22 protein-coding genes, 1 tRNA gene and 2 pseudogenes are annotated in these 22,276 nt (G+C 61.7%); 11 read left to right on the plus strand and 14 right to left on the minus strand.

All coding sequences use genetic code 11. The annotated features are described in order from the left end of the window. Nucleotides 1-26 precede the first annotated feature (26 nt). The 3 genes and pseudogenes from GKR99_04795 (at nt 27) to GKR99_04805 (ending at nt 2,668) form a co-directional block, all read left to right on the plus strand. A pseudogene (locus GKR99_04795) lies at nt 27-542 on the plus strand (ABC transporter permease subunit). Nucleotide 543: 1 nt separating this feature from the next. Further along, a pseudogene (locus tag GKR99_04800) lies at nt 544-1,860 on the plus strand (ABC transporter permease subunit). A gap of 16 nt (nt 1,861-1,876) precedes the next feature. Continuing rightward, nucleotides 1,877-2,668, plus strand: a complete 792-nt coding sequence (locus GKR99_04805) for an ATP-binding cassette domain-containing protein (protein ID NKB26901.1) — start codon at nt 1,877-1,879, stop codon at nt 2,666-2,668. 63 nt (nt 2,669-2,731) lie between these two features. On the opposite strand, the gene GKR99_04810 is transcribed toward GKR99_04805, so the two are convergent. From GKR99_04810 to GKR99_04845, 8 genes are all read right to left on the minus strand, one after another. Continuing rightward, a complete protein-coding gene (locus GKR99_04810) occupies nt 2,732-3,235 on the minus strand; it encodes a histidine phosphatase family protein (GenBank protein NKB26902.1) in 504 nt (167 codons plus the stop codon). Continuing rightward, entirely contained in the window at nt 3,232-3,882 is a 651-nt protein-coding gene (locus GKR99_04815; GenBank protein NKB26903.1) for a ferredoxin, read from the minus strand. Before GKR99_04815 ends, GKR99_04810 begins: the two co-directional genes overlap by 4 nt. Further along, nucleotides 3,879-4,670 (minus strand): sterol desaturase family protein, encoded by a 792-nt coding sequence (locus GKR99_04820; protein ID NKB26904.1) that lies wholly within the window; start codon nt 4,668-4,670, stop codon nt 3,879-3,881. The genes GKR99_04815 and GKR99_04820 overlap by 4 nt, the downstream gene beginning before the upstream one ends. 49 nt (nt 4,671-4,719) lie before the next feature. Further along, nucleotides 4,720-5,586, minus strand: coding sequence for an acetylglutamate kinase (gene argB, locus GKR99_04825; GenBank protein NKB26905.1), 867 nt, complete (start codon nt 5,584-5,586; stop codon nt 4,720-4,722). A gap of 116 nt (nt 5,587-5,702) precedes the next feature. Beyond that, nucleotides 5,703-6,353 carry a YihA family ribosome biogenesis GTP-binding protein gene (locus GKR99_04830; GenBank protein ID NKB26906.1) on the minus strand — a complete coding sequence of 217 codons (651 nt, stop codon included), beginning with the start codon at nt 6,351-6,353 and terminating at the stop codon, nt 5,703-5,705. Next, nucleotides 6,350-7,093: an MOSC domain-containing protein gene (locus tag GKR99_04835; GenBank protein ID NKB26907.1), complete on the minus strand. Its 744-nt coding sequence runs from the start codon at nt 7,091-7,093 to the stop codon at nt 6,350-6,352. The genes GKR99_04830 and GKR99_04835 overlap by 4 nt, the downstream gene beginning before the upstream one ends. After that, nucleotides 7,090-8,895: a membrane protein insertase YidC gene (gene yidC, locus GKR99_04840; GenBank protein ID NKB26908.1), complete on the minus strand. Its 1,806-nt coding sequence runs from the start codon at nt 8,893-8,895 to the stop codon at nt 7,090-7,092. The genes GKR99_04835 and yidC overlap by 4 nt, the downstream gene beginning before the upstream one ends. 60 nt (nt 8,896-8,955) lie before the next feature. Further along, nucleotides 8,956-10,584 (minus strand): EAL domain-containing protein, encoded by a 1,629-nt coding sequence (locus GKR99_04845; protein ID NKB26909.1) that lies wholly within the window; start codon nt 10,582-10,584, stop codon nt 8,956-8,958. A gap of 131 nt (nt 10,585-10,715) precedes the next feature. Here GKR99_04845 and GKR99_04850 point away from each other — a divergent pair. Beyond that, nucleotides 10,716-11,670, plus strand: a protein-coding gene (locus GKR99_04850; GenBank protein NKB26910.1) for an IS630 family transposase whose coding sequence is annotated in 2 segments (ribosomal slippage) — nt 10,716-11,066 and nt 11,068-11,670 — 954 coding nt in all. Because the reading frame shifts where the segments join, the coding sequence is not laid out codon by codon here. 67 nt (nt 11,671-11,737) lie between these two features. Here GKR99_04850 and ttcA read toward each other — a convergent pair. Genes ttcA through rpmH form a run of 5 tightly spaced genes read right to left on the minus strand, consistent with a single transcriptional unit; the run spans nt 11,738 to nt 13,832 of the window. Beyond that, a complete protein-coding gene (gene ttcA / locus GKR99_04855) occupies nt 11,738-12,589 on the minus strand; it encodes a tRNA 2-thiocytidine(32) synthetase TtcA (GenBank protein ID NKB26911.1) in 852 nt (283 codons plus the stop codon). Between the two features lie 38 nt (nt 12,590-12,627). Beyond that, the gene (locus GKR99_04860) at nt 12,628-13,047 is read right to left on the minus strand and encodes a GNAT family N-acetyltransferase (GenBank protein ID NKB26912.1); all 420 of its coding nucleotides are present in this window, start codon (nt 13,045-13,047) and stop codon (nt 12,628-12,630) included. 18 nt (nt 13,048-13,065) lie between these two features. Further along, complete coding sequence (gene yidD / locus GKR99_04865) at nt 13,066-13,287, minus strand: membrane protein insertion efficiency factor YidD (protein NKB26913.1); 222 nt, start codon at nt 13,285-13,287, stop codon at nt 13,066-13,068. Continuing rightward, nucleotides 13,284-13,679: a ribonuclease P protein component gene (rnpA, locus tag GKR99_04870; GenBank protein NKB26914.1), complete on the minus strand. Its 396-nt coding sequence runs from the start codon at nt 13,677-13,679 to the stop codon at nt 13,284-13,286. Before rnpA ends, yidD begins: the two co-directional genes overlap by 4 nt. Before the next feature lie 18 nt (nt 13,680-13,697). Beyond that, entirely contained in the window at nt 13,698-13,832 is a 135-nt protein-coding gene (rpmH, locus tag GKR99_04875) for a 50S ribosomal protein L34 (GenBank protein NKB26915.1), read from the minus strand. 308 nt (nt 13,833-14,140) lie between these two features. Between rpmH and GKR99_04880 the strand changes: the two genes are divergently transcribed. The 5 genes from GKR99_04880 to GKR99_04900 all read left to right on the plus strand — a co-directional run bounded on the left by GKR99_04880 (nt 14,141) and on the right by GKR99_04900 (nt 19,470). Beyond that, on the plus strand, nt 14,141-14,875 hold the full coding sequence (locus GKR99_04880) for a TVP38/TMEM64 family protein (protein NKB26916.1): 735 nt from the start codon (nt 14,141-14,143) through the stop codon (nt 14,873-14,875). 2 nt (nt 14,876-14,877) lie between these two features. Beyond that, entirely contained in the window at nt 14,878-16,299 is a 1,422-nt protein-coding gene (locus tag GKR99_04885; protein ID NKB26917.1) for a dihydrolipoamide dehydrogenase, read from the plus strand. An 18-nt stretch (nt 16,300-16,317) separates the two neighbouring features. After that, nucleotides 16,318-17,718 (plus strand): sensor histidine kinase, encoded by a 1,401-nt coding sequence (locus GKR99_04890; GenBank protein NKB26918.1) that lies wholly within the window; start codon nt 16,318-16,320, stop codon nt 17,716-17,718. A 60-nt stretch (nt 17,719-17,778) separates the two neighbouring features. Continuing rightward, a tRNA-Arg gene (locus GKR99_04895) sits at nt 17,779-17,855 on the plus strand. A 229-nt stretch (nt 17,856-18,084) separates the two neighbouring features. Then, nucleotides 18,085-19,470 (plus strand): IS1182 family transposase, encoded by a 1,386-nt coding sequence (locus tag GKR99_04900; protein NKB26919.1) that lies wholly within the window; start codon nt 18,085-18,087, stop codon nt 19,468-19,470. Between the two features lie 106 nt (nt 19,471-19,576). Here GKR99_04900 and GKR99_04905 read toward each other — a convergent pair whose 3' ends face one another. Further along, the gene (locus GKR99_04905) at nt 19,577-20,152 is read right to left on the minus strand and encodes a DUF1285 domain-containing protein (GenBank protein NKB26920.1); all 576 of its coding nucleotides are present in this window, start codon (nt 20,150-20,152) and stop codon (nt 19,577-19,579) included. 91 nt (nt 20,153-20,243) lie between these two features. On the opposite strand from GKR99_04905, the gene GKR99_04910 reads away from it, so the two are divergent. Continuing rightward, nucleotides 20,244-21,263 (plus strand): AAA domain-containing protein, encoded by a 1,020-nt coding sequence (locus GKR99_04910; protein NKB26921.1) that lies wholly within the window; start codon nt 20,244-20,246, stop codon nt 21,261-21,263. A 118-nt stretch (nt 21,264-21,381) separates the two neighbouring features. Continuing rightward, nucleotides 21,382-22,257, plus strand: coding sequence for a DUF58 domain-containing protein (locus GKR99_04915; GenBank protein NKB26922.1), 876 nt, complete (start codon nt 21,382-21,384; stop codon nt 22,255-22,257). Nucleotides 22,258-22,276: the final 19 nt, after the last annotated feature.

Consider the following 22,276-nt stretch of genomic DNA (forward strand, 5'->3'; position numbering starts at 1 on the left):
AGGACACGCCCACCTGGCATGTCCGTCTTGCGCTGATGTTTGGTCCGGTCATTGCCTTGTTGTTTGCGCTGGGCTTCCACCTTGGCTATCCGGCGCTGAAGGGGTTCAACTTCGCGGGTGGCACGCATATGCGCAACTCGCTGATCGCGCTGTGGCTGGCGCTCAGCCTCTATACGGCGGCCTTCATCGCCGAGATTGTGCGCGCCGGTATCATGGCGATTTCCAAAGGCCAGTCCGAAGCGGCCTTCGCCCTGGGGTTGCGCCCGAACCGCACGATGAACCTGGTGATCCTGCCGCAGGCGCTGCGGGTCATTATCCCGCCGCTGATCTCAAACTATCTGAACCTGACCAAGAACTCGTCCCTGGCGATCGCGGTGGGTTATATGGACATCACCGGCACGCTGGGGGGCATCACGCTGAACCAGACGGGGCGCGAGCTTGAGACGCTGCTGCTTCTGATGCTGGTCTACCTGACCATCTCTCTCAGCATTTCTGCGGTGATGAACTGGTACAACAACAGCGTCAAACTGGTGGAGCGGTAGGATGAGCATCACAGATTCCGATACGGTCCAGTTCGTACGTGAGACGATGTTGGATGAGCGGGAGCCGCCGATAACCGCGGCGGGACCCGTAGGCTGGGCGCGAACCAACCTGTTCAACGGCTGGTCCAACAGCTTGCTGACGCTGGTGTCGCTGTACCTGATCTACTGGTTGTTTGCAGCGATCCTGCCCTGGATCATCTCACCCACCTGGAATGCCGGATCGTTGACCCAGTGTCGCGAAATTCTGGCCGAGCAGGGCAAGACCGGCCACTTTGCCGGGGCCTGCTGGGGGGTGATCCGTGAACGCTGGCTGCAATTGCTGTTCGGCTTCTACCCGTCCGAGCTTTACTGGCGCCCGATCCTGACCTTCGTGCTGACCGGAGTCGCGCTTGCGCCCGTCCTGTTCAGCGGCGCACCGCGCAAGCTGCTGTATGTCACCGCAGCCATTCCATTCCTGATGCCCTGGCTTTTGTGGGGCGGGTCGATCTGGGTGCCGATCTGCATTGGGCTTGGCTTTGTCATCATGTTCTTCGCGAACCGCTTTCTGGCGCCGGTTATGGGGTCGCTGGGGGCATTGGTATCGGCCGTCGTGCTGGCGGTGTTGTGGTGGTTTCTCCTCAGCGGTTCGGTTGCAACTGGTTTGGCCGGGATCATCCCCATCGGAATCGAACCGGTCGCCAGCCGGGACTTCGGCGGCTTCATGCTGTCGATCACCATCGGCGTGGTGGCCATCGGTCTGTCATTGCCGCTGGGCATTCTGCTGGCGCTTGGGCGGCAGTAGGACCTGCTGATCGTCAAGGCGATCTGCGTCGGCTTTATCGAGTTTATCCGGGGCGTGCCGCTGATCACCTTGTTGTTCGTGGCCTCGACCCTGTTGAATATCTTCCTGCCGCCGGGCACCAGCTTTGATATCATCCTGCGGGTTCTGATCATGGTCACCCTGTTCGCCGCCGCCTATATGGCCGAGGTGATCCGCGGTGGCCTTGCCGCACTGCCACGGGGCCAATACGAAGGCGCCGACAGCCTTGGCCTTGATTACTGGCAGGCGCAGCGCCTGATCATCATGCCCCAGGCGCTGAAAATCTCGATCCCCGGTATCGTTTCAACCTTCATCGGCGTGTTCAAGGATACCACGCTGGTGTCGATCATCGGCCTTCTGGATCCACTGGGCTTGTCCCAGGGTATCCGGTCTGACACCAACTGGAACGGCATCGTCTGGGAGCTTTACGGCTTCATCGCAGTGATATTCTTTATCTTCTGCTTCTCGATGTCGCGCTATTCCATGTATCTTGAGCGCAAGCTCAAGACCACCAACTGATAAGGAGGTCGCAACAATGGCCGACACAGCAACTGCTGAGACCATCGACCGCTCGAAAATGCAGGTCAGCGACGAGGTCGCGATCCAGATCACCAATATGAACAAGTGGTACGGCACCTTTCACGTGCTGCGCGACATTGATCTGACGGTGAACAGGGGCGAACGGATCGTGGTTTGTGGCCCGTCCGGGTCCGGCAAATCGACGCTGATCCGCTGCATCAACCGGCTGGAGGAACACCAGCAGGGGCAGATCATCGTTGACGGAACGGAACTGACCAGCGACCTCAAGAACATCGACAAGGTCCGGTCCGAGGTTGGGATGTGCTTTCAGCATTTCAACCTGTTTCCGCATCTGACGATCCTGGAAAACTGCACGCTGGCGCCGATCTGGGTGCGTAAAACGCCCAAAAAGGAAGCTGAAGAAACGGCGATGCATTTCCTTGAGAAGGTGAAAATCCCCGAACAGGCGGGCAAGTATCCCGGCCAGCTTTCGGGTGGTCAGCAGCAGCGCGTCGCCATCGCGCGGTCTTTGTGCATGAAGCCCCGGATCATGCTGTTTGACGAACCAACCTCGGCCCTGGACCCCGAGATGATCAAGGAAGTGCTCGACACGATGATCGAGCTGGCCGCCGAAGGCATGAAAATGATCTGCGTCACCCACGAAATGGGCTTTGCCCGTCAGGTGGCGAACCGGGTGATCTTCATGGACGCGGGCCAGATTGTTGAGCAGAACGAACCGGAAGAGTTCTTCAACAACCCGAAGTCCGAGCGCACACAGCTATTCCTGAGCCAGATTCTGGGTCACTGAGAACTGCAAACGCTCAACCGCCCGGTGCAGGTGATCTGCGCCGGGCGTTTTCGCGCCTGCACCTTATTCCAGATCGCGCGGTTTCACGAAATCAATGAACTGCCCGGCCCCGAATCCTGTGCCGGCCCAGGCGTCGTTCTGAAACCGGATCACGGTTGTCGCGCCTGACGGATAGCGCATGAAACCGGGCATGCTTGGCGGGTCGGCCAGCAGGTTCTGCGCAAAGTTGGCGATGCCGGGATTATGCCCGATCATCAGGACGGTGTTGCCCTCGGCCCGGCGCAGAACATCCAGCATCCTTTCCGCATCGGCGTGATACAGCTCCGCCTGCCAGTCGGGCTGTGGCGGAGTGGCAAACGCGGGCGCGATCCCGTCCCAGGTCTGGCGCGTGCGCTGCGCGGTCGAAGACACCACAGCATCCGGAACATAGCCGCGACTGTTCAGCCAGTTGCCTATGGCCGCTGCTGCCCGTTGCCCGCGCGCGTTCAGCGGCCGGTCATGGTCATCCAGCCCGGGGTTGTCCCACGAGGATTTCGCGTGCCGGGTCAGGATCAGGGTGCGTGTCATCGGTGAAATTTCCTCATATGCCAGGCAGATTGCGTTTCTTGGCGGCCATACCTCTGGCTGACCGGACAGGCCCGGCGCACCGCGCAACCGCGCGTCATGCAATCCTGACCCGCTTCGGTGTCGAGATAAGCATGACAGGCCGCAATATCATAGCCCTCAGCCGACAGCGCATTGACCGGGCAGGCGGTTCGGCAGGGCTGGCCGGTGCAGGTTTGACAGGGCGGCACAACCTCTGGTTCGTTCGCCAGTGTTTCCGGCAGGGCAATTGCACCGCGATAGCTGACCATCAGACCCGCATGGTCATGAACCAACAGCGTCACGGGCGAGGGCCAGGCCCGCCCGCTGCGCATGGCCCATTGAATGAACGGATACCAGGGTGCCCCGCCAGAGGGCATGATCGCGCGACCACCAACCCCGGCAGCAATCGCCCCGATGACCCGGGCGGACCAACGGTCCAGCGGGTCGGGCGCGCCGTCCAGAAATTCTGGCGTGTTGGTCACATGCGCCCAGAACCCCGGTTCGGCGGGGCCAAGTAGGACCAGTGCGCGCGCATCGTCCAGCCCGTCACCGGGCGCAACTTCGCAATGGCCGAAGATGGCGAGGTTTTTCGCCTTCGCGGCCTGCGAAATGATCTGCAAAACGCTCATCTGCGAAACGGCAACCACAATGACCAGCCCAGGCGCGCCGGTTGATCATCCTGCCATCTAAGGCCGATAGTCATTGCGTCATGCCCATCCATTGGCTGCGCGCGGTAGGTGCGGAACAGACGATCCCAAAGCGACAGTGCAAAACCATAGTTGCTGTCATGTTCGACGCGTTTGTCGGAATGATGCACCCGGTGCATATCGGGCGTCACCAGCACAGTCCGCAGGACCCGGTCGATGGGTTTGGGCAACGCCAGATTGGCGTGGGTGAAGATCGCGGTGCCGTTCAACAACACCTCGAACACCACAACCGCCCAGGCGGCGGGCCCAAGCGCATAGACCAGCGTGATCTTCAGGGCCATCGACAGCGCAATCTCGACCGGGTGAAACCGGATCGCGGTGGTTACGTCCATATCGCGATCTGCGTGATGCACCCGGTGCAATCGCCACAGGACCGGCACCTTGTGGGTTACCAGATGTTGCGCCCAGATGGCCAGATCCAGCAGCAGCACTGCCAAGACAAACTCGACCCATCCGGGCCATCCGAGGATGTTGAACAGCCCGACGCCGCGCGCGGCCGCATCCATCGCCGCCCCGACGGCAAGCAATGGCACGACGATTGCCATGACGCGCAGGGGCACCGCATCAATCGCCAGGATTGCCAGGTTTGTTGTCCATCGTTTCGGACGCGGCTGGTTGCGCGGGCGGCGCGGTGCCATCGCTTCCAGCGTGGCGAATATCGCGAAGATTGCCGCAAAGGCGCCCAGTCGCAGGGTATCGGTGTCGTCCATCCTCGCAGCCTGCGCGGGCCGAACGTCTGGCGCAAGCCTGTTCGCGCCCTCAGTCGGCGCGGATTAGCGATCCGGCACCGTGATCGGTGAACAATTCCAGCAGGCAGGCGTTCGGTGCCCGCCCGTCGAGGATCACCACCGCGCGTACACCGCCGTCAATGGCGGCCAGCGCGGTCTCGGTTTTCGGGATCATGCCGCCTGCAATGGTGCCATCTGCCGTCATTGCGCGGATCTGATCGGGCGTCATTTCGGTCACAACCTCGCCATCGGCGTTCTTCACGCCCGACACATCTGTCAGCAACAGCAGGCGATCCGCCTTCAGCGCCGCCGCAATCGCGCCAGCCGCCGTGTCGCCGTTAACGTTGAACGTCTCGCCATTTCGCCCGGCGCCCAGCGGCGCGATGACCGGGATCATGCCCTGTTCGGCAATCTGGCGCAGAACGCTGGCGTCAACCTCGGCAGGTTCGCCGACAAATCCGAGTGCTGCGTCCGCAGGATCACAGACCATCAGGTTCGCGTCCTTGCCGGACAGGCCAATCGCGCGCCCGCCCTGGTTGTTGATGGCCTGCACGATCCCCTTGTTGACGCGACCCGACAGCACCATTTCGACGACTTCGACGGTGGCTTCGTCGCTGACACGTTTGCCGCCGACGAACTGGCTTTCGACGCCCAGCTTGCCCAGCATCTGGTTGATCATCGGTCCGCCGCCGTGGACGATGACCGGCTTCACGCCAACCTGGCTCATCAGGACCACGTCACGCGCAAATGCCTCCATCGCCGCCGCGTCGCCCATCGCATGGCCGCCCAGCTTGATAACCACAGTTGCCCCGTCATAGCGCTGCAAATAGGGCAGAGCCTGGCTGAGGGTGCTGGCGGTGGCGATCCAATCGCGTTTCATGGCGTCCTGCGGTTTCATGTCATCTGCCTTGGTACGCGCAAGGGGCCGGGCGCTCAAGCACGAAGCGGGTGAGGAAATATCGCTCGAAAAACTGGCCTCCGGCGGCGGTGTTTTCAACCGGTTGAGATGACAAGTCAGTCGAGCGTGGCAATGATCGCGCGCAAGCTGTCGATGCCGGTACCCTGATCCGAGGATGTGACGATGATCTCGGGGAAGGCTGCGGGGTGCTTTTGCAGCGCGGCGCGCACCTGCGCCAGCACCTTGTCCAATTCGCCCTTTTTCAGCTTGTCGACCTTGGTCAGCACCGTCTGGAAGGCCACGGCCGATGTGTCGAGCAGTTTCAGGATATCGGCGTCCACTGCTTTCACGCCGTGGCGCGCGTCGATCAGCACGAAAGCGCGGCGCAGGCTGGCGCGCCCGGAAAGGTATTTTTTCAGCAAGCGCTGCCAGCGCTCAACCTCTTTCAGGGGCGCTTTGGCAAAGCCGTATCCGGGCAGATCGACCAGATAGTGACTGTCGGCGGCGGTGAAGAAGTTGATTTCCTGCGTGCGCCCGGGCGTGTTCGAGGTGCGCGCCAGCGCGCGCCGGCCGGTCAGCGCATTGATCAGGGTGGATTTCCCAACGTTCGAACGTCCGGCAAAACAAACCTCGATCCGGTCATCGGGCGGCAGGCCGTCCATGGCCACCACGCCCTTGACGAAATCGGTAGGTTGGCGGAACAGGCGATCCCCGGCGGCCAGCGCATCCTCGGACGGTGCGGCGATGGGGAAGGGCAGGGTGGTCACAGTACTTCGGCCGTATCACCAAGCCGCAGGTCGCCGCCCTTCGTGACGACAGCGTGGATACCCAGATCCTGATGGCCCCAGCCCGATTGCAACGCGCCCAGCGTGTCCGCATCGCGTTTTCCGGTATTGGGGTTGGCCGTCGTGGCAACGCATCGCTTGATGCGTTCGCGCACGTCAAGCTCGGCCGTTCCGATGCGGATCTTTCGACCGATCCAGTCGAATTCTTCCCAGGCGTCCGGTCCGTCCAGCCAGATGTTGCCACGCCACCGGCGTTTTTCCAGCGATCTGCCCAGTTGCGTTTCGACAGCGCGATGCGTGGCCAGGTTCAATATGCTGAGCGAGGCGAGTTTGCTGTCCGTCATGCCGCGCGGGCCTTTGACAATTCTGGCCGAGGCTGCGCGGTCATCGGGCATCAACAGGCGCACCCAATCGAAGAATTCCGGTGGGTTGTCGTCGGGCGCAAACTCCAGTGGGTCGCGATCCGGGTGGGTCAGTGTAACGCGGGCGGTCGCCTCATCCAGGGATGCCGAAATGGCCATCTGTCCGGGCGCCTTGGCCCCGCGCGAGAAATTCACGCAATGTGCCCATTCCCCGCCGGAGGTTTTGGCCGCTTCATGCGCCACCGCCCAGTGGCGATCCCAGGGCATCGTTTGCCCGGGGCTTAGCGTCACGGCTGCGATCGATTCGTGTCCGTGCGACTTGATCGGGTGTCGCCAGATATGGGCGACAGTCGCCATCAGCTGTCTTCCTTGGCTTTGCGCTTGAAGCCGCTGGCGATGTTGCCCCAAAGGTCAGGCTTATAGCCCTGGCTGCGCATGATCGCATATTGCTGGGTGAAGGTGATCGTGTTGTTGGCAATCCAATAGATAACCAGCCCGCTGGCGAAAGAGCCCAGCATGAACATGAACACCCAGGGCATCCAGGCAAAGATCATCTTCTGCGTCGGGTCCGAGGGCGACGGATTCAGTTTCTGCTGCAGCCACATCGAAATGCCCAACAGGATCGGCAAGACGCCAAGCGAGAATATGAAGAAGATCGAACCGACCTCGGGCGTGCTCCAGGGCAGCAGACCAAACAGGTTCAGGATCGAGCTGGGGTCAGGCGCGCTGAGGTCATTGATCCAACCCAGCCACGGCGCATGCCGCAGTTCGATCGTCACGAAGATCACCTTATAGAGCGAAAAGAAGATCGGGATCTGCATCAGGATTGGCAGGCAACCGGATGCCGGGTTCACCTTGTTCTTCTTGTACAGCTCCATCATGCCTTTTTGCATTTTCTGGCGATCGTCGCCGGCGCTTTCCTTCAGCTTTTCCATCTCGGGCTGAAGCTCTTTCATCTTTGCCATCGAGACGTAGGATTTATAGGCCAGCGGGAACAGGATCGCCTTGATCACCAGGGTCAGCACAATGATCGACCAGCCCATGTTTCCGATGATGCCGTTGATCCAGTGCAGCATTGCGAAGATCGGTTTGGTCAGGAAGAAGAACCAGCCCCAGTCGATGCTGTCGAGGAACCCGTCGATACCGCTTTTTTCGTAGTTCCGAATCATCTCCCATTCTTTGGCGCCCGCAAACAACTGCGTAACGACCTGGGCCGTTTCGCCCGGCGCTACGGTCAGGGTCGGGGCGACGGTTTCCGTCTGGTAGACGTCCGAGCGTGCGTCGTATTTTGCGACCGATTTGAACGGGGTGCCGGGCGACGGGATCAGCGTCGACATCCAGTAGTGATCGGTGAACCCGATCCAGCCGTTTTCGGCGACCTGCGTCACCTCGGCCCGCGCGCCTTCGCGTTCGACGAAGTCGAAGTCGGGCATCTTGTCGTAATTGGTCTCGTTCAGCTCACCATCCGACATCTGGACGAGGCCCTCATGGATGATGAAGAAACCGGACAGGTCCTGCGGTTCGCCGTGGCGGGCCAGAACCCCGTATGGGGCCATGCGCACCGGGGCGGCCCCGGTGTTTTCGACCGTCTGAGTGATGGTGAACATATAGTTTTCATCAACGGCGATCTGCTTGGTATAGCGCTGGCCCTGACCATTGTCCCAGCCCAGTGTCACAGGCGTTCCCACACCCAGCGAGGCGCCCTCGATCACGCTCCACTGCGTGTCAGCGCTTGGGACCGCGTCAAACGGAAGGTCGCCTGCAGGTGACCAGCCGTGCAACGCATAATAGGCGTTGGGTTGCCCGACGGGCGAGAACAGGCGAACGGTTTCCGCGTCAAGTTCCAGTTCTTCGCGATAACCGCTGAGGGTCAGATCGTCGATCCGCCCGCCGGTGGTCAGGATTGACCCGGCCAGGCGTTCGGTGGCGATCGGAAGGCGGGTGCCTTCAGCCTCGGCGGCAACAGTGACGGCAGCATCGGCGCCGGCGGTTGCGCCGGGCGTTGCGGGTGCGGCGCTGGGGGTCGTGGCCGTGGATTGTGCTGTTTCAGCGTCCTGAGGCACCGCCTCAGGCTCGGGCGGCGGGAACAGGACAAACCATAGCACGATGACGGCAAAGCTTAGCGCCGTTGCCAGTATCAGATTCTTGTTCTGGTCGTCCATCGGGCCGCCACCTGTCGCTTTCTCGGATCAGGCAGGTTCAACCCGTCAGGGGCCTAAAGGTCAAGCCGTTTTACCGGGACGCCCCTGTGGCAGATTGGACTTCGCGGATGCGGCACTGTCGGCGCGGTTTGCAGAACGTGGCTTTGTTGTGGGCTTTGCCAGTTGCGGCGCTTGCGCCACTTTGGATTTGTGACGCTCATACCAGGCGAATGTGTCTGCGATCGGCATCGGGCGTCCAATCGAAAAGCCCTGAACGTGGCCGCAGCCGAGTTGTGCCAGCATCGCATGCTCGCCAGCGGTCTCCACACCTTCCCCCAGCGTTTCAAGATCCAGCCGCTCTGCCATTGTCAGAATTGCGGCCACCATGTTCTGTTGCTCGCGATCCGTGTCCAGATGGGTGATGAACGACCTGTCAATCTTGATACGGCCTACGGCAAAACGGCGGATATTGGCGATCGAGGCGCTGCCGGTGCCGAAATCATCCAATTCGATCAAGCAGCCAAGTTCCTGAAGCGCCCATATGTTGCGGGAAATGGCGTCAATCGATTCCTGCGACATCACGGTTTCAAGAATTTCGATCCCAAGGCGCGTCGGTTCAAGGTCAAAGCGGTCAAGCTCCCACTTGATTTTGTCCACCAGCCGCGGGTTCCGCAGCTCGGACGGAGAGAAATTCACCCCACAACGGGGCACGGTGATCCCGGCCTTGTCCCATTCGCGCAGCGCGGCGCAGGCGTTGTACAGCACCACCTCGCCCAGGCGTTCGCTTAGGCCGCCATCTTCGATAACGCTCAGGAAGTCCGCGGGCGGAACGATGCCGCGATTCGGATGGTTCCATCGGGCCAGCGCTTCAAACCCGGTCAGTTGGCCGGTATCCGTCGACACTTGCGGCTGAAACCAGGCGCAGATTTCGCCGTTGGCCAATGCATGCTCAACCTCGGCCGTCAGGCTGGTGCGCTCAACCGTAGCGCGGTGAATTTCCTGAGTATAGGCGCGGATTGCGCCGGGGCCGCTGATTGCGGCATCGCCAAGCGCGTGCCCGGCGGCGGTCATCACTGCTTCACCGGTTTGATCCGGAGCATGGCGCAGCTGGCAAAAGCCGATCGAAACGGTGGCATAGACGCGCACACCTTCAACCACGATCGGATTGGCGATCTCGCCCTGAATGCGGGCGGAAAGTTGTATCAGCGTCTCAAGATCCGCGCCGGGAATCGGGTCCAGCACGACGGCGAAATTCGGTCCTTCCAGCCGTGTCAGCAGATTCTTACCGCGCACCGCAGCCTTCAAACGCTCAGCCACGCGCATCAGCACAGTGTCGCGAAAGGCCTGCGCGTGTTTGCCGCCCAGGTCTTCGAACCTATCCATACGCAGCGCCATGCAGGCCGTCGAAAGGTCCAACTGCGTTCCGTTTTGCAGAAACCTGTCCAGCCGTTCGAGCGCAGATTGGCGCAGCGGCAGGCCGGTCAGACCATCGCGCGGCATGTCATCCCAGCTGATCGGGGCGCGCGACTGACGCACCAGGGCGAAACTCGCCGGTAGAAGGAGGGCCAGCAAAACAAGCAGTCCTTCACCACCCAGCCAGAATCCGGCCAATGTCAGCGCAGGAACGAATGCCAGAGCTTGCGGACCAGCCAGAATAGTCCGACTTGCGGCCTGAACAACGTTGCGTGTGTGGCGCAGTTTTGATCGCATGGGGTCCACCCTTTCAGCCCCAAGCAGAATGGCCGGGGCTGTGATGAACGCTAGAGCGCCGTCCTTGAAATCTGAATCGATGGGATTCCCAGAGGTCTGATTTTGTGATTCACCGAATGTGGAGGTGGATCATGGGGAAATCACTGTCTTTGGACATTCGAGAGCGCGTCGTCGCGCTGGTAGATGAAGGACTTTCCTGCCATGAGGCGGCCCGGCGTTTGCGGATATCGGTCGCGAGCGCGGTGCGGATCATGCAGCGCAAAAGGCGAACCGGCGGCGTGAAAGCTGCGCCTCAAGGACGGCCTCGACGCAGCAAGTTGGACGCGGCGTCCGAGTGGTTGAAATTACGCGTGCAAGCTGAACCGGACATCACCATGCCGGAGCTGGCCGAAGCGTTGAAGCAGGAGCATGACCTAATCGCCACACCGGCGATGCTCTCGCGTCACTTGCTTCATCGCCTTGGGTTCACATATAAAAAAATAGCTGATCGCAACGGAAAGGCTGCGCAAACGGGTTCGCGCCGCGCGATACGAGTGGCGGCGTCGGATGCCGAGGATGCGCCGTGAGCCGCATAGGCTGGTGTTTATCGACGAAACCGCCGTCACCACCAAGATGACACGCCTGCGGGGCCGATCCCTCCGGGGGACTCGGCTTGAGGCGGACGCGCCCTTCGGCCACTGGCGCACGCAAACCTTCATCGCCGGGCTGCGGATGGATGAACTCAGCGCACCCTGGGTTCTGGACGGCCCCATGAACCGCGCCGCCTTCGACATATACATTGAAACCCAATTGGTTCCGACCTTGCAGCCAGGTGACGTCGTGATCGCTGACAACCTGTCGTCCCACAAATCCGCAAAGGCACAGGCCATCCTGAAAGCGCAGGGAAGCTGGCTCCTCTTCCTGCCGCCCTACAGCCCCGACCTGAACCCTATCGAAATGGCATACGCCAAGCTCAAAGCACATCTGCGACGGCTGAAAGCACGTACCTTCGACGCGCTGTTCCAATCCGTCGCACAAACCTGCGACCTCTTTCCACCAGAAGAATGCAGAAACCTCTTCAAGGCTGCCGGATATGTTGCAGATTAAATGGACCATGCTCTAGGGATGTGTTGCGTTGAACAGGTTAATGGCGTCGCGCCAAATCAATGCAATTTTAGTCAAATTCACCCGGTTTTGCGCCCAACGCCAAACCAGCAAAGTCAAACAGCTTGGCATCCAGCAAATGCGAAGGCCGCGCATTCGTAAGCGCGCGGAACATGACCTGCCGGCGCCCCGGGCTGCGGGCCTCCCACTGGTCCAGGATCGCCTTGACCTGCTGACGTTGCAGCCCGTCCTGACTGCCGCAGAGGTCGCAGGGGATGATCGGATAATTCATCGCGGCTGCGAAGGCGCTGCAATCCGCCTCGGACACATGGGCCAGCGGGCGATAAAGAAACAGGTCGCCTTCCTCGTTCACTAGTTTGGGCGGCATGGTGGCCAGCCGGCCACCATGGAACAGATTCATGAAGAAGGTTTCCAGAATGTCGTCGCGGTGATGGCCCAGAACCACGGCGTCGCAGCCTTCCTCGCGCGCGATACGGTACAGGTTGCCACGCCTCAGCCGCGAACACAGCGTGCAAAATGTTCGACCCTCGGGCACCTTGTCCATAACGATGGAGTAGGTGTCTTGATACTCGATCCGGTGCGGCACGCCCATCCGTTCCAGGAATTCGGGCAGCACGGTGGCCGGAAACCCCGGCTGTCCCTGATCCAGATTGCAGGCCAGCAGATCGACGGGCAGTAATCCGCGCCATTGCAACTCGTGCAGAACGGCAAGCAGCGTGTAACTGTCCTTGCCGCCCGACAGGCACACCAGCCAGCGCGCCCTTGGGCCATTCGGGTCGACCATGCCATAGGCGTCAATCGCCTCACGTACGTAACGTACCAGCCGCTTGCGAAGCTTGCGGAACTCGGTCGTCTTCGGTGCGCCATGGAACAGGGCGTGGATTTCAGGATCGTCGAGCATTCTGCCCTTTTAGGCGCGCCAACCGCGATAGAAAAGCCTCAGCATTTTCCGCTGAAGAAGGTGGCTGAGGACGCCTGCCAACCCATTGCCACATATACCGCCTGTGCGATCTTGTTGTCCGGTTCGGTTGCCACATAAACATCGCTGATGCCACGGCTGCGCGCCAGGTCCAGCAGCGCGGTGATCAGCGCACGCGCAAGTCCGCGCCTTTGGTGGGCCGGGGTCACGCCGAGGTTCTCGATATACAATTCGCTCGGCTGATCCGGGTGCAGGATAATATGTGCGCGGATCTGCCCGACGAGCGCGGCGTCAATCGTTGCCACAAACATCAGCGCATTGGCGGCCGAGGCATAGTTGCGCAGAAGATCAGCGTTGATCTGACGGTCGAACACGTCAACCGCAACAGTGCTGAGCAGGTCCAGATTCTGTGGCGTGATTTGATGGATAATATAAGTCAAACGGGCCCCCTCCGCTGCTTAATCCGGCACATCATCCACGCCGGACCCGCCCCAGGGATGGCAGCGCCCGATCCGTCGCGCCGCCAGCCAACCGCCCTTGAGGCCGCCGTGGCGCTTTAGCGCCTCCAGCGCATAGGCCGAACAGGTCGGGTCGAACCGACAGGAATTTCCCAGCCAGGGCGACAGGGTCAGCCGGTACGCTTTGACCAACCAGCTGAGGGCGTGGGCAAGCGGACTCATCGGTGAACCTTTGACAATGCGGCGCGCATGTCGTCCTGCATCGCGTCGAAGGGATGATTGGCGGTCACATCTGGCCGCCCGATCAGCACGTAATCCCAGCCCGGCTGCCCGCCGGTTGGCAGGACCATCCGCGCAACCTCGCGCAGACGGCGCTTGGCGCGGTTGCGGGCGACGGCGTTGCCGACCTTCTTTGAACAGGTGAATCCGACGCGGATCAGGGCGGGATCAGCTTCATCCGGGTGTCGTTTACGCGCTTGCAAAGTGTAAGAGGCGGTTCCCGCGCGCCGCGCACGCGCAGCTTTCAGGAAATCGGCGCGTTTGCTCAGCACCTGCGCAACGCGAACAACCCCGCCTGCGGGATCGCTGGGCGGGGCCGGTGATGCCTCGGTCATATCCGGGGGGTGAGCGCTTTACGCGCTCAGCTTCTTGCGGCCCTTGGCGCGGCGCGCGTTCAGGATCTTGCGGCCAGCCTTGGTCGCCATGCGGGCGCGGAACCCGTGGCGGCGCGAGCGGACCAGGTTCGAGGGCTGAAATGTGCGCTTCATCGCATCGTCTCCGTACTATCGTCGGGGCCTCTGATCGCTCAGCGGCGCGCCGGACTTAATTCCAAGCCCGCTCTCTAGTGGTAGGCGCGGATGCTGTCAACGCGCCCGGCGCGGAATCGGCCACGTATTTCGCAAACCCGATTCCTGCAACAAATCGCGCCGCAATGTTTCAGGTTCCGGCGTTCCTGTCACAACAAACCGCTTTGCGGTCACCGCCGATCAACGCGGCGTGATCAGCCTATCGGTGGCGCAAGTTTGACCGCATGTTCGCCCCAAGCTTACGAATGCGGAACCAGGGATCAAAGGCGATGAGCGATATGACCGAAACCACATCCACCAACGGCTGGACCCGGCGATTGCCGCTGATTGCCATCGCGATTGTCGCCGTAATTGGCGCCTTCACGCTGAGAGACTACCTGTCTTTCCAGACACTTGCGGATAACCGAGAGGCGCTGATCGCGTTTCGCGACAATAACTATCTGATGACGGTGCTGGCCTTCATGGCCGCCTATATCGTGATCGTCGCCTTCTCGCTTCCCGGCGCAACCATCGCCACCCTTACCGGAGGGTTCCTGTTCGCCACCTTCCCCGGAGCGCTTTTCAATGTCGCCGCCGCCACCATCGGCGCGACCTGCATCTTTCAGGCCGCCCGCTGGGGCTTCGGGGAACGCCTTGGCGCGAAACTCGAAGGGTCGGACGGGATCGTGAAATCGATCAAGGACGGCATTGACGAGAATCAGTGGTCGATGCTGTTCCTGATCCGTCTGGTGCCCGCGGTGCCGTTCTTCATCGCAAATCTCGTGCCCTCGTTCCTCGAGGTGCCGCTGCGCCGCTTCGTGATTTCGACCTTCCTTGGCATTATTCCGGGCGGCGTTGTCTATACCTCTGTCGGTGCCGGGCTGGGTGAGGTCTTTGCACGCGGCGAAACTCCGAACCTTGGCATTATCTTCGAACCTCAGATTCTGTTCCCGATCCTGGGCCTGTCGGCACTTGCCGCCCTGCCGATCCTGCTGAAAGCCGTGCGCGGCAAGAAAGGCCTGTGACGATGACCAAGACGATCAAGACAGATATTTGCATCATTGGCGCAGGGTCGGGCGGCCTGTCCATCGCGGCCGGTGCGGTCCAGATGGGGGCCAAAGTGGTCCTGATCGAAGGCCACAAGATGGGTGGCGATTGCCTGAACTATGGCTGCGTTCCCTCCAAAGCGCTGATCGCGGCGGGCAAACACGCCCACGCCATGCAGACCGGCAAGCCCTTCGGCGTGACCCCCGTGATGCCCGAAGTCAGCTATGCCGCCGCCAAGGACCATGTCCACCGCGTGATCGAAACCATCGCCCCGGTCGACAGCCAGGAACGGTTCGAAGGGCTTGGCGTCCACGTCATCCGCGAATACGGGGCGTTCATCTCGCCCACGCAGGTCCAGGCAGGATCAAACGTGATCGAGGCGCGCCGCTTCGTCATCGCCACCGGATCCGGCCCCTTCGTGCCGCCAATTCCGGGGATCGAGGCCACGCCGCATTACACCAATGAGAACATATTCGACCTGAAGGAACGCCCCGAGCATCTGCTGATCATCGGCGGCGGCCCCATCGGTATCGAAATGGCGCAGGCGCATCTGCGCCTAGGCAGCAAGGTCACGGTGATCGAGGGTCTGAAGGCCATGGGCAAGGATGACCAGGAACTGGCCGCGATCATCCTGGACAAGATGCGCGCCGAAGGGATGGAGATCCACGAGGGCCAGCAGGCCGCCAAAGTCAGCGGGACCGAGGGCGACATCACTGTCGAAACCAAGGATGGCACGATCTTCAAGGGCTCTCATCTGTTGATGGCGGTGGGCCGCAAAGTGAACCTCGACAAGCTGGATCTCGGCAAAGCGAACGTCGACCACGACCGGGCGGTGAAGGTTGATGCCTCGCTGCGCTCGGTCTCCAATCGCAAGGTCTATGCCGTTGGCGACGCGGCGGGCGGGCTGCAATTCACCCATGTCGCAGGGTATCACGCAGGTATCGTCATCCGTTCGGCCCTGTTCGGGTTGCCCAGCAAGCAGCGCACCGACCACATCCCATGGGTCACCTACACCGACCCCGAACTCGCCCAGATCGGCCTGACCGAAGCCGAGGCACAAGACCAACACGGCAACATGTTGGAGGTCGTCCGCTTCCCCTATGACGAAAACGACCGCGCCATTGCCGAAGGCAAAACCACCGGGCTGATCAAGGTGATGGTCGTCAAAGGCCGCCCCGTCGGTGCCTCGATTGCCGGGGCGCAGGCGGGCGAATTGATCGGCGTCTGGGCACTGGCGATTGCCAACAAAATGAAGATGAGCCAGGTCGCCGCGATGGTCGCCCCCTATCCCACATTGGGAGAGATCAACAAGCGCGCGGCAGGGGCCTATTTCTCACCCCGGCTGTTCGACAATCCCAAAGTGAAATGGGTCGTTCGGACCGTGCAAAAATTCCTGCCATAGCCTATATCAGGGGCCATGATGCTGAACTCGCTCTCTGGTCGCTTCCTGATCCTGACCACGGTCTTCGTAATGCTGGCCGAGGTGCTGATCTTCGTGCCCTCGGTCGCGCGCTTTCGCGAAGACTATCTGCTGTTGCGGCTGGAACGGGCGCAGATCGCCTCACTCGCGCTGCTGGCCAACGACATGATCGAGGAAAAGCTGGAGGCCGAGTTGCTGCAGAATGCCGGGGTCTACAACGTCGTTCTGCGTCGCGACGAGGTGCGCCAGCTGATGCTGTCCTCGGACATCCCGTCGCCGGTGATGGCGACCTATGATCTGCGCGACCCTGGTGCCTGGACGCTGATTCGCGACGCGATTGTCTGCCTGATGTCGCCGGGGGATCGGGTGATCCGCGTCGTCGGTAGCCCGGTACAGGACGCCGGGCAGTTGATCGAGGTCACCATGGCCAACGGCCCGATGCGGACCGCGATCATCGACTATGGCATCAACATCCTGCTGCTGTCGGCGGTGATCTCGATCATCACGGCGCTGCTGCTGTTCCTGGCCGTGCGCTGGTTTCTGGTCAAACCGATCAAGGGCGTGGTCGACGCGATGTCATCCTATGCCTCTGCACCGGAAGACGCGCGCCGCATCATCCAGCCGTCGGCAGGCGTGCGCGAATTGCTGGATGCGGAAACCGCGCTGCAATCCATGCAGACGCAACTGACCGGGGCGCTTAAGCAGAAGGAACGCCTCGCCTCACTCGGGTCCGCCGTTGCGAAGGTCAGCCATGATCTGCGCAACATCCTGACCACGGCGCAGCTGTTTGCCGACCGGATGGAGCTGTCGCAGGATCCGGCGGTGGCCAAGACGGTCCCGAAGCTGCTCGGCTCGATCAGTCGGGCGGTGAACCTGTGTGAAAGCACGCTGGCCTTCGGGCGCGCCGAAGAACCCGCGCCGCGCCTGGATATCGTGCCGGTCGATACCATCGTGTCGGATGTGTTCGACAGCGAACGCCTGTCGGCCCGCGACGCCGAGGTCACCTTCTGCCACGACCTGCCTGCGGGCATGAGCGTACGCGCCGATGGCGAACAGCTGTACCGTGTCATCTCGAACCTGGTGCGCAACGCCCGTCAGGCCATCGTCGCCGGTGGCCGCCCCGGAGAGATCAGCGTCGTCGGCGCAGAATCCGAAACCGAATGGACCGTGACCGTTGCCGACACCGGCCCCGGCCTGCCCCCCAAGGCGCAGGAGCATCTGTTCACGGCGTTTCAGGGCAACGCCCGCAAAGGCGGTAGCGGCCTTGGTCTGGCCATCGCCGCCGAACTGATCCGCGGCCACGGCGGCGCACTTGAATTGGAACGCACCGGCCCCGACGGCACGGTCTTCCGCATTCGCCTGCCCAAGTCGGTGGTCATGCTGGACGCCGCGGCCGAGTGATTTTGCACCCAAATCGGCCTTGCAACCGCGCCGCACCATCGCTAGATCAACCCCACTCGCGCGCTGGTAGCTCAGTTGGATAGAGTACTTGACTACGAATCAAGGGGTCGGGGGTTCGAATCCTCCCCAGCGCGCCATTCAATTCCACTAAGATGCTGTTATTTATACATATTTCCAGAAAATGTCTGCCTTCTTCCCCCAAAAATTCCCCCAGAGCAGGTCCAGAATTGAGAAACTGCAAAATCGTCGTAGATCGATCCGCTTTCGATATAAGGGTCATGAGTCGGCTAATTTTGTTGAAAAACTCCTGCTTGATCGAGGGCTATGGCGCTGATTCAATCCTCTCAACAAGCGGGAGGATCAGCCATGATGGGACCGAGGCAGGAAGCACAGGCGGCGCTGTTCTATGAGTTCTCGCTGGAAGACCATGTCCCGCAAGATCACCTGCTGCGATCGATTGATCGTTTCGTCGATCTGAGCAGCATCCGCGCCCATCTTGCCGATTTCTACAGCCACACCGGTCGTCCTTCGATCGATCCTGAACTGCTGATCCGGATGCTGATCGTCGGTTACTGCTTCGGCATCCGGTCCGAGCGGCGGCTCTGTGAAGAGGTACACTTGAACCTCGCGTACAGGTGGTTTTGTCGGCTCGACCTGGCCGATCGGGTGCCGGATCACTCGACCTTTTCAAAGAACCGGCATGGTCGGTTCCGCGAGAGTGAGCTGCTGCGCCATCTCTTCGAGACCACGGTCGCGCGATGCATCGCCGAAGGTCTCGTCAGCGGTCAGCGCCTGGCCGTCGATGCCAGCTTGATCGAGGCGGATGCCAACAAGCAGTACTCTGCGCCAAAGGAAGAATGGGACATTGCGCGGATCGATGCAGACGCTGCACCCCGCGCGGTCCGCGAGTATCTCGACACTCTGGATGAGGCCGCATTCGGAGCAGCGACACCGGTCGAGCCAAAGTTCACGTCCTATTCCGACCCAGCCAGCCAGTGGACGGCGGCGCGTAAGGGTCCCGCATTTTTTGCCTACTCCGACAACTATCTCATCGATACCGATCATGGTGTCATCGTCGACGTGGAAGCGACACGGTCGATCCGTCAAGCCGAGGTGGGGTCAACCAAGACGATGCTGAAGCGGGCCAAAGAGCGCTTCGATCTTCATCCCGAACGGCTGATCGCCGACACCGCCTACGGATCGGGACCCATGCTCGGATGGCTGGTGGGTGAAAAGATCGCACCGCACATCCCGGTCTTCGACAAAGCCGGGCGCACCGATGGCACCTGGTCCCGAGCTGACTTCGAATGGGATGCCGAGAACAATCAATACATCTGCCCGGAAGGCGAGGCTCTGAAGCAGTTCCGCCGAAACTACTCCGACCCCAATCGCGGCCCAACCGGCAAGGGCGTGGCCAAGTACCAAGCGCTGAAGCACACCTGCCAATCCTGTCCTTCCAAGCCGAAGTGCTGCCCGAATGCCGACGCCCGTAAGATCACCCGTGAGGAACATGAGGACGCTCGCGACATCGCCCGCGCAATCGCCAAAACGCCGCAATACAAGATCTCGGTGAAGCTCCGGAAGAAGGTCGAAATGCTCTTTGCCCACCTCAAGCGCATTCTCGGCCTGGGACGGCTCCGATTACGTGGACCATGCGGCGCAAATGACGAATTCCTGCTCGCCGCCACTGCCCAAAACCTTCGCAAACTGGCAAAGATCTTTCCTGCACCGCAGCAAACGCGCAAAGCCTGATCAGAAAGGCGCTCGCGCTATGTTCAAATCGCTACTTTCTGCGCCCGCAACACGTTGTTTTTCCACAGAATCGGCCAAAAGCTTCCGATTGGCGCCACCCGTCGCCTCAAACCAATTCGTCCGACGGTATCACGGGAAAGAACGCCCCGCTGGACCGCAACCCGAACCAGCGCGCGCCTTCATGGTCTGCATGCTCTCCAATCTCGACCAGCCGATAGAAGCTCTTGCGATCAATCAGCGCCTCCAGCCCGGCGCGGATGTGGACGTAGGGGGCAGGCTCTCCCGTTTCTGGGTCACGCACCACGCGGATCGGGTTCTCCGGCCCGGCGACCGCGTAATCCCCGACATTGGTTTCGAATACCAGATCGTCGCCACGCCGTTCAAAATCCACCGCCACGAAGGGTGCGTCGTCGACGGTGATTCCGACCTTTTCGACCGGAGTGACCAGGTAATATTTGCCGCCCTCCAACTTCAGGATGGTCGAGAACAGCCGCACCAGTTCCGCCCGCCCGATCGGCGTACCGAGGTAGAACCACGTCCCGTCACGCGCAATTCGCATGTCCAGGTCGCCGCAAAAATCAGGGTTCCACAGATGCACTGGCGGTAATCCGCGCGTTCCGGCGGCCCTGGCAGCGTCGGCCAACCCCTCTGCGCTTGGCGTTACACCCTTTTGTGATGCCATTTCACCGCCTTTTTCTTTTGCCATTTGTGCAGCGCCTTAAGTTCCAGTCTAATGTCGCCCAACCAAGTATAGTCACCCGCGGAGAGATGTCATGGTCGAGAGCCCCGAAAACACTGCCGAACTGGTCCAGGAAATCGAAGCGCTTGGTGACAAGCTGGCGGCGGCCCGTGCTTCGGTCGCGCGGCGGTTCATCGGGCAGGACCGGGTGGTTGATCTGGTGTTGTCGACCTTGTTGTGCGGCGGTCACGGGCTGCTGATCGGCCTGCCGGGCCTGGGCAAGACGCGGCTGGTGGAAACGCTCAGCACGGTCATGGGCCTTAACGGGGCGCGGGTGCAGTTCACGCCGGATCTGATGCCGGCGGATATTCTTGGGTCGGAAGTTCTGGAAACCGGCGACGACGGCAGCCGGGCGTTCCGCTTCATCGAGGGCCCGGTGTTCTGCCAGCTTCTGATGGCGGATGAGATTAACCGCGCCAGCCCCCGCACCCAGTCCGCCCTGTTGCAGGCGATGCAGGAACGCAGCGTGACCATCGCCGGTCAGCCGCACCCGCTGCCCGCGCCGTTTCATGTGCTGGCCACCCAGAACCCGATCGAACAGGAAGGCACCTATCCGCTGCCTGAGGCGCAGTTGGACCGCTTCCTCGTTCAGATCGACGTGCCGTACCCTGCGCGCGACGCGGAACGTGACATCCTGATGGCCACCACCGGCACGGATGAGGCGCAGTCAGACCAGGTCTTCGACACCGCATCCCTGATGGCCGCGCAGACTCTGGTGCGCCGGATGCCGGTGGGTGAGGCGGTGGTGGAAACCATCCTCGACCTGGTGCGCGCTTGCCGCCCCGAAGAACCCGACGCGCCCGAGGTTGTGCGCGACGGCGTCGGCTGGGGCCCGGGGCCCCGCGCTGCGCAGGCGCTGATGCTGACCGTGCGCGCCCGCGCCTTGCTGGACGGGCGGCTGGTGCCCTCTGCCGATGACGTGGCCGCAATGGCCGCGCCGGTCCTGTCCCACCGGATGGCCCTGACCTTCGCGGCGCGTGCGCGCGGTCAGGAATTGTCCCATGTTATCGGTGAGGTGACTGAACGCGCCACCAAGGTCGAGGTGGCCGCGTGAGGCAGGCGTCGGAAATGAGTATTTGTGAAAAAGAGACAGGGCAAAGTCTTGCGCCCCTCTGTCTTCTTTTTGCAAATACTTATTGTACCAAACCAGCGACCGGACGGAAGGCTCTGGGATGAGCGCTGTCGCCGACCTGCGCAGCCGGGCCGAGGCGCTGGCCGGGCCTCTGCCTCCGCTGCTGGCGGCGGCGGAACATCTGGCATCGGGCCTGTTGTTGGGCGAACACGGACGGCGGCGCGCAGGCATGGGCGACGAATTTTGGCAATTCCGCCCGGCCCAGCCGGGGGATGAGGCGCGCAGCATCGACTGGCGACGCTCGGCCCGGTCGGACGCGCATTTCGTGCGCGAAAAGGAATGGCAGGCGGCGCAGTCCGTGCTGTTCTGGGTCGATGGGTCCGCCTCGATGCGGTTCGCCTCGGACAATGACCTGCCGGAAAAGGCGGATCGGGCGCGGCTTCTGGCGCTGGCATTGGCTGTGCTGCTGGTGCGCGGGGGGGAACGAATCGGCCTGACCGCGATGAACACGCCGCCGCGCAGTGGCGAGGTACAGTTATTGCGCGTCGCGACCGCGCTGGCCGAAGACGAGGACGCCGCCGATTATGGCGCGCCGAATGTGCGCGGCATGCTGCCCCACAGCCGCGCGGTGTTCCTGTCGGATTTCATGGGCGACCTGGCCCCGGTCGAAGCGGCCCTGACCCGCGCGGCGGATCGCGGCGTGCACGGCGCGCTGGTACAGGTGCTGGACCCGGTTGAGGAAGCGTTTCCGTTTGATGGTCGCACGATCTTCGAAAGCGTCGGTGGCAGCCTCAGCCACGAAACGCAAAAGGCGGGCGACCTGCGCAGTCGCTATCTGGACCGGCTTGCGGCGCGTAAGGCAGCGCTGCGCGATCTGGCCCGTGCGACGGGCTGGCAGTATCATTGCCACCTGACAGACAGCAGCGCGAACGCGGCGTTGCTGTGGCTGTTCCACGCGACGGAGCGCAGGGCATGATTGGATCGCTCCTGATATT

The organism is Paracoccaceae bacterium (assembly GCA_012103375.1).
Lineage (GTDB): Bacteria > Pseudomonadota > Alphaproteobacteria > Rhodobacterales > Rhodobacteraceae > WLWX01.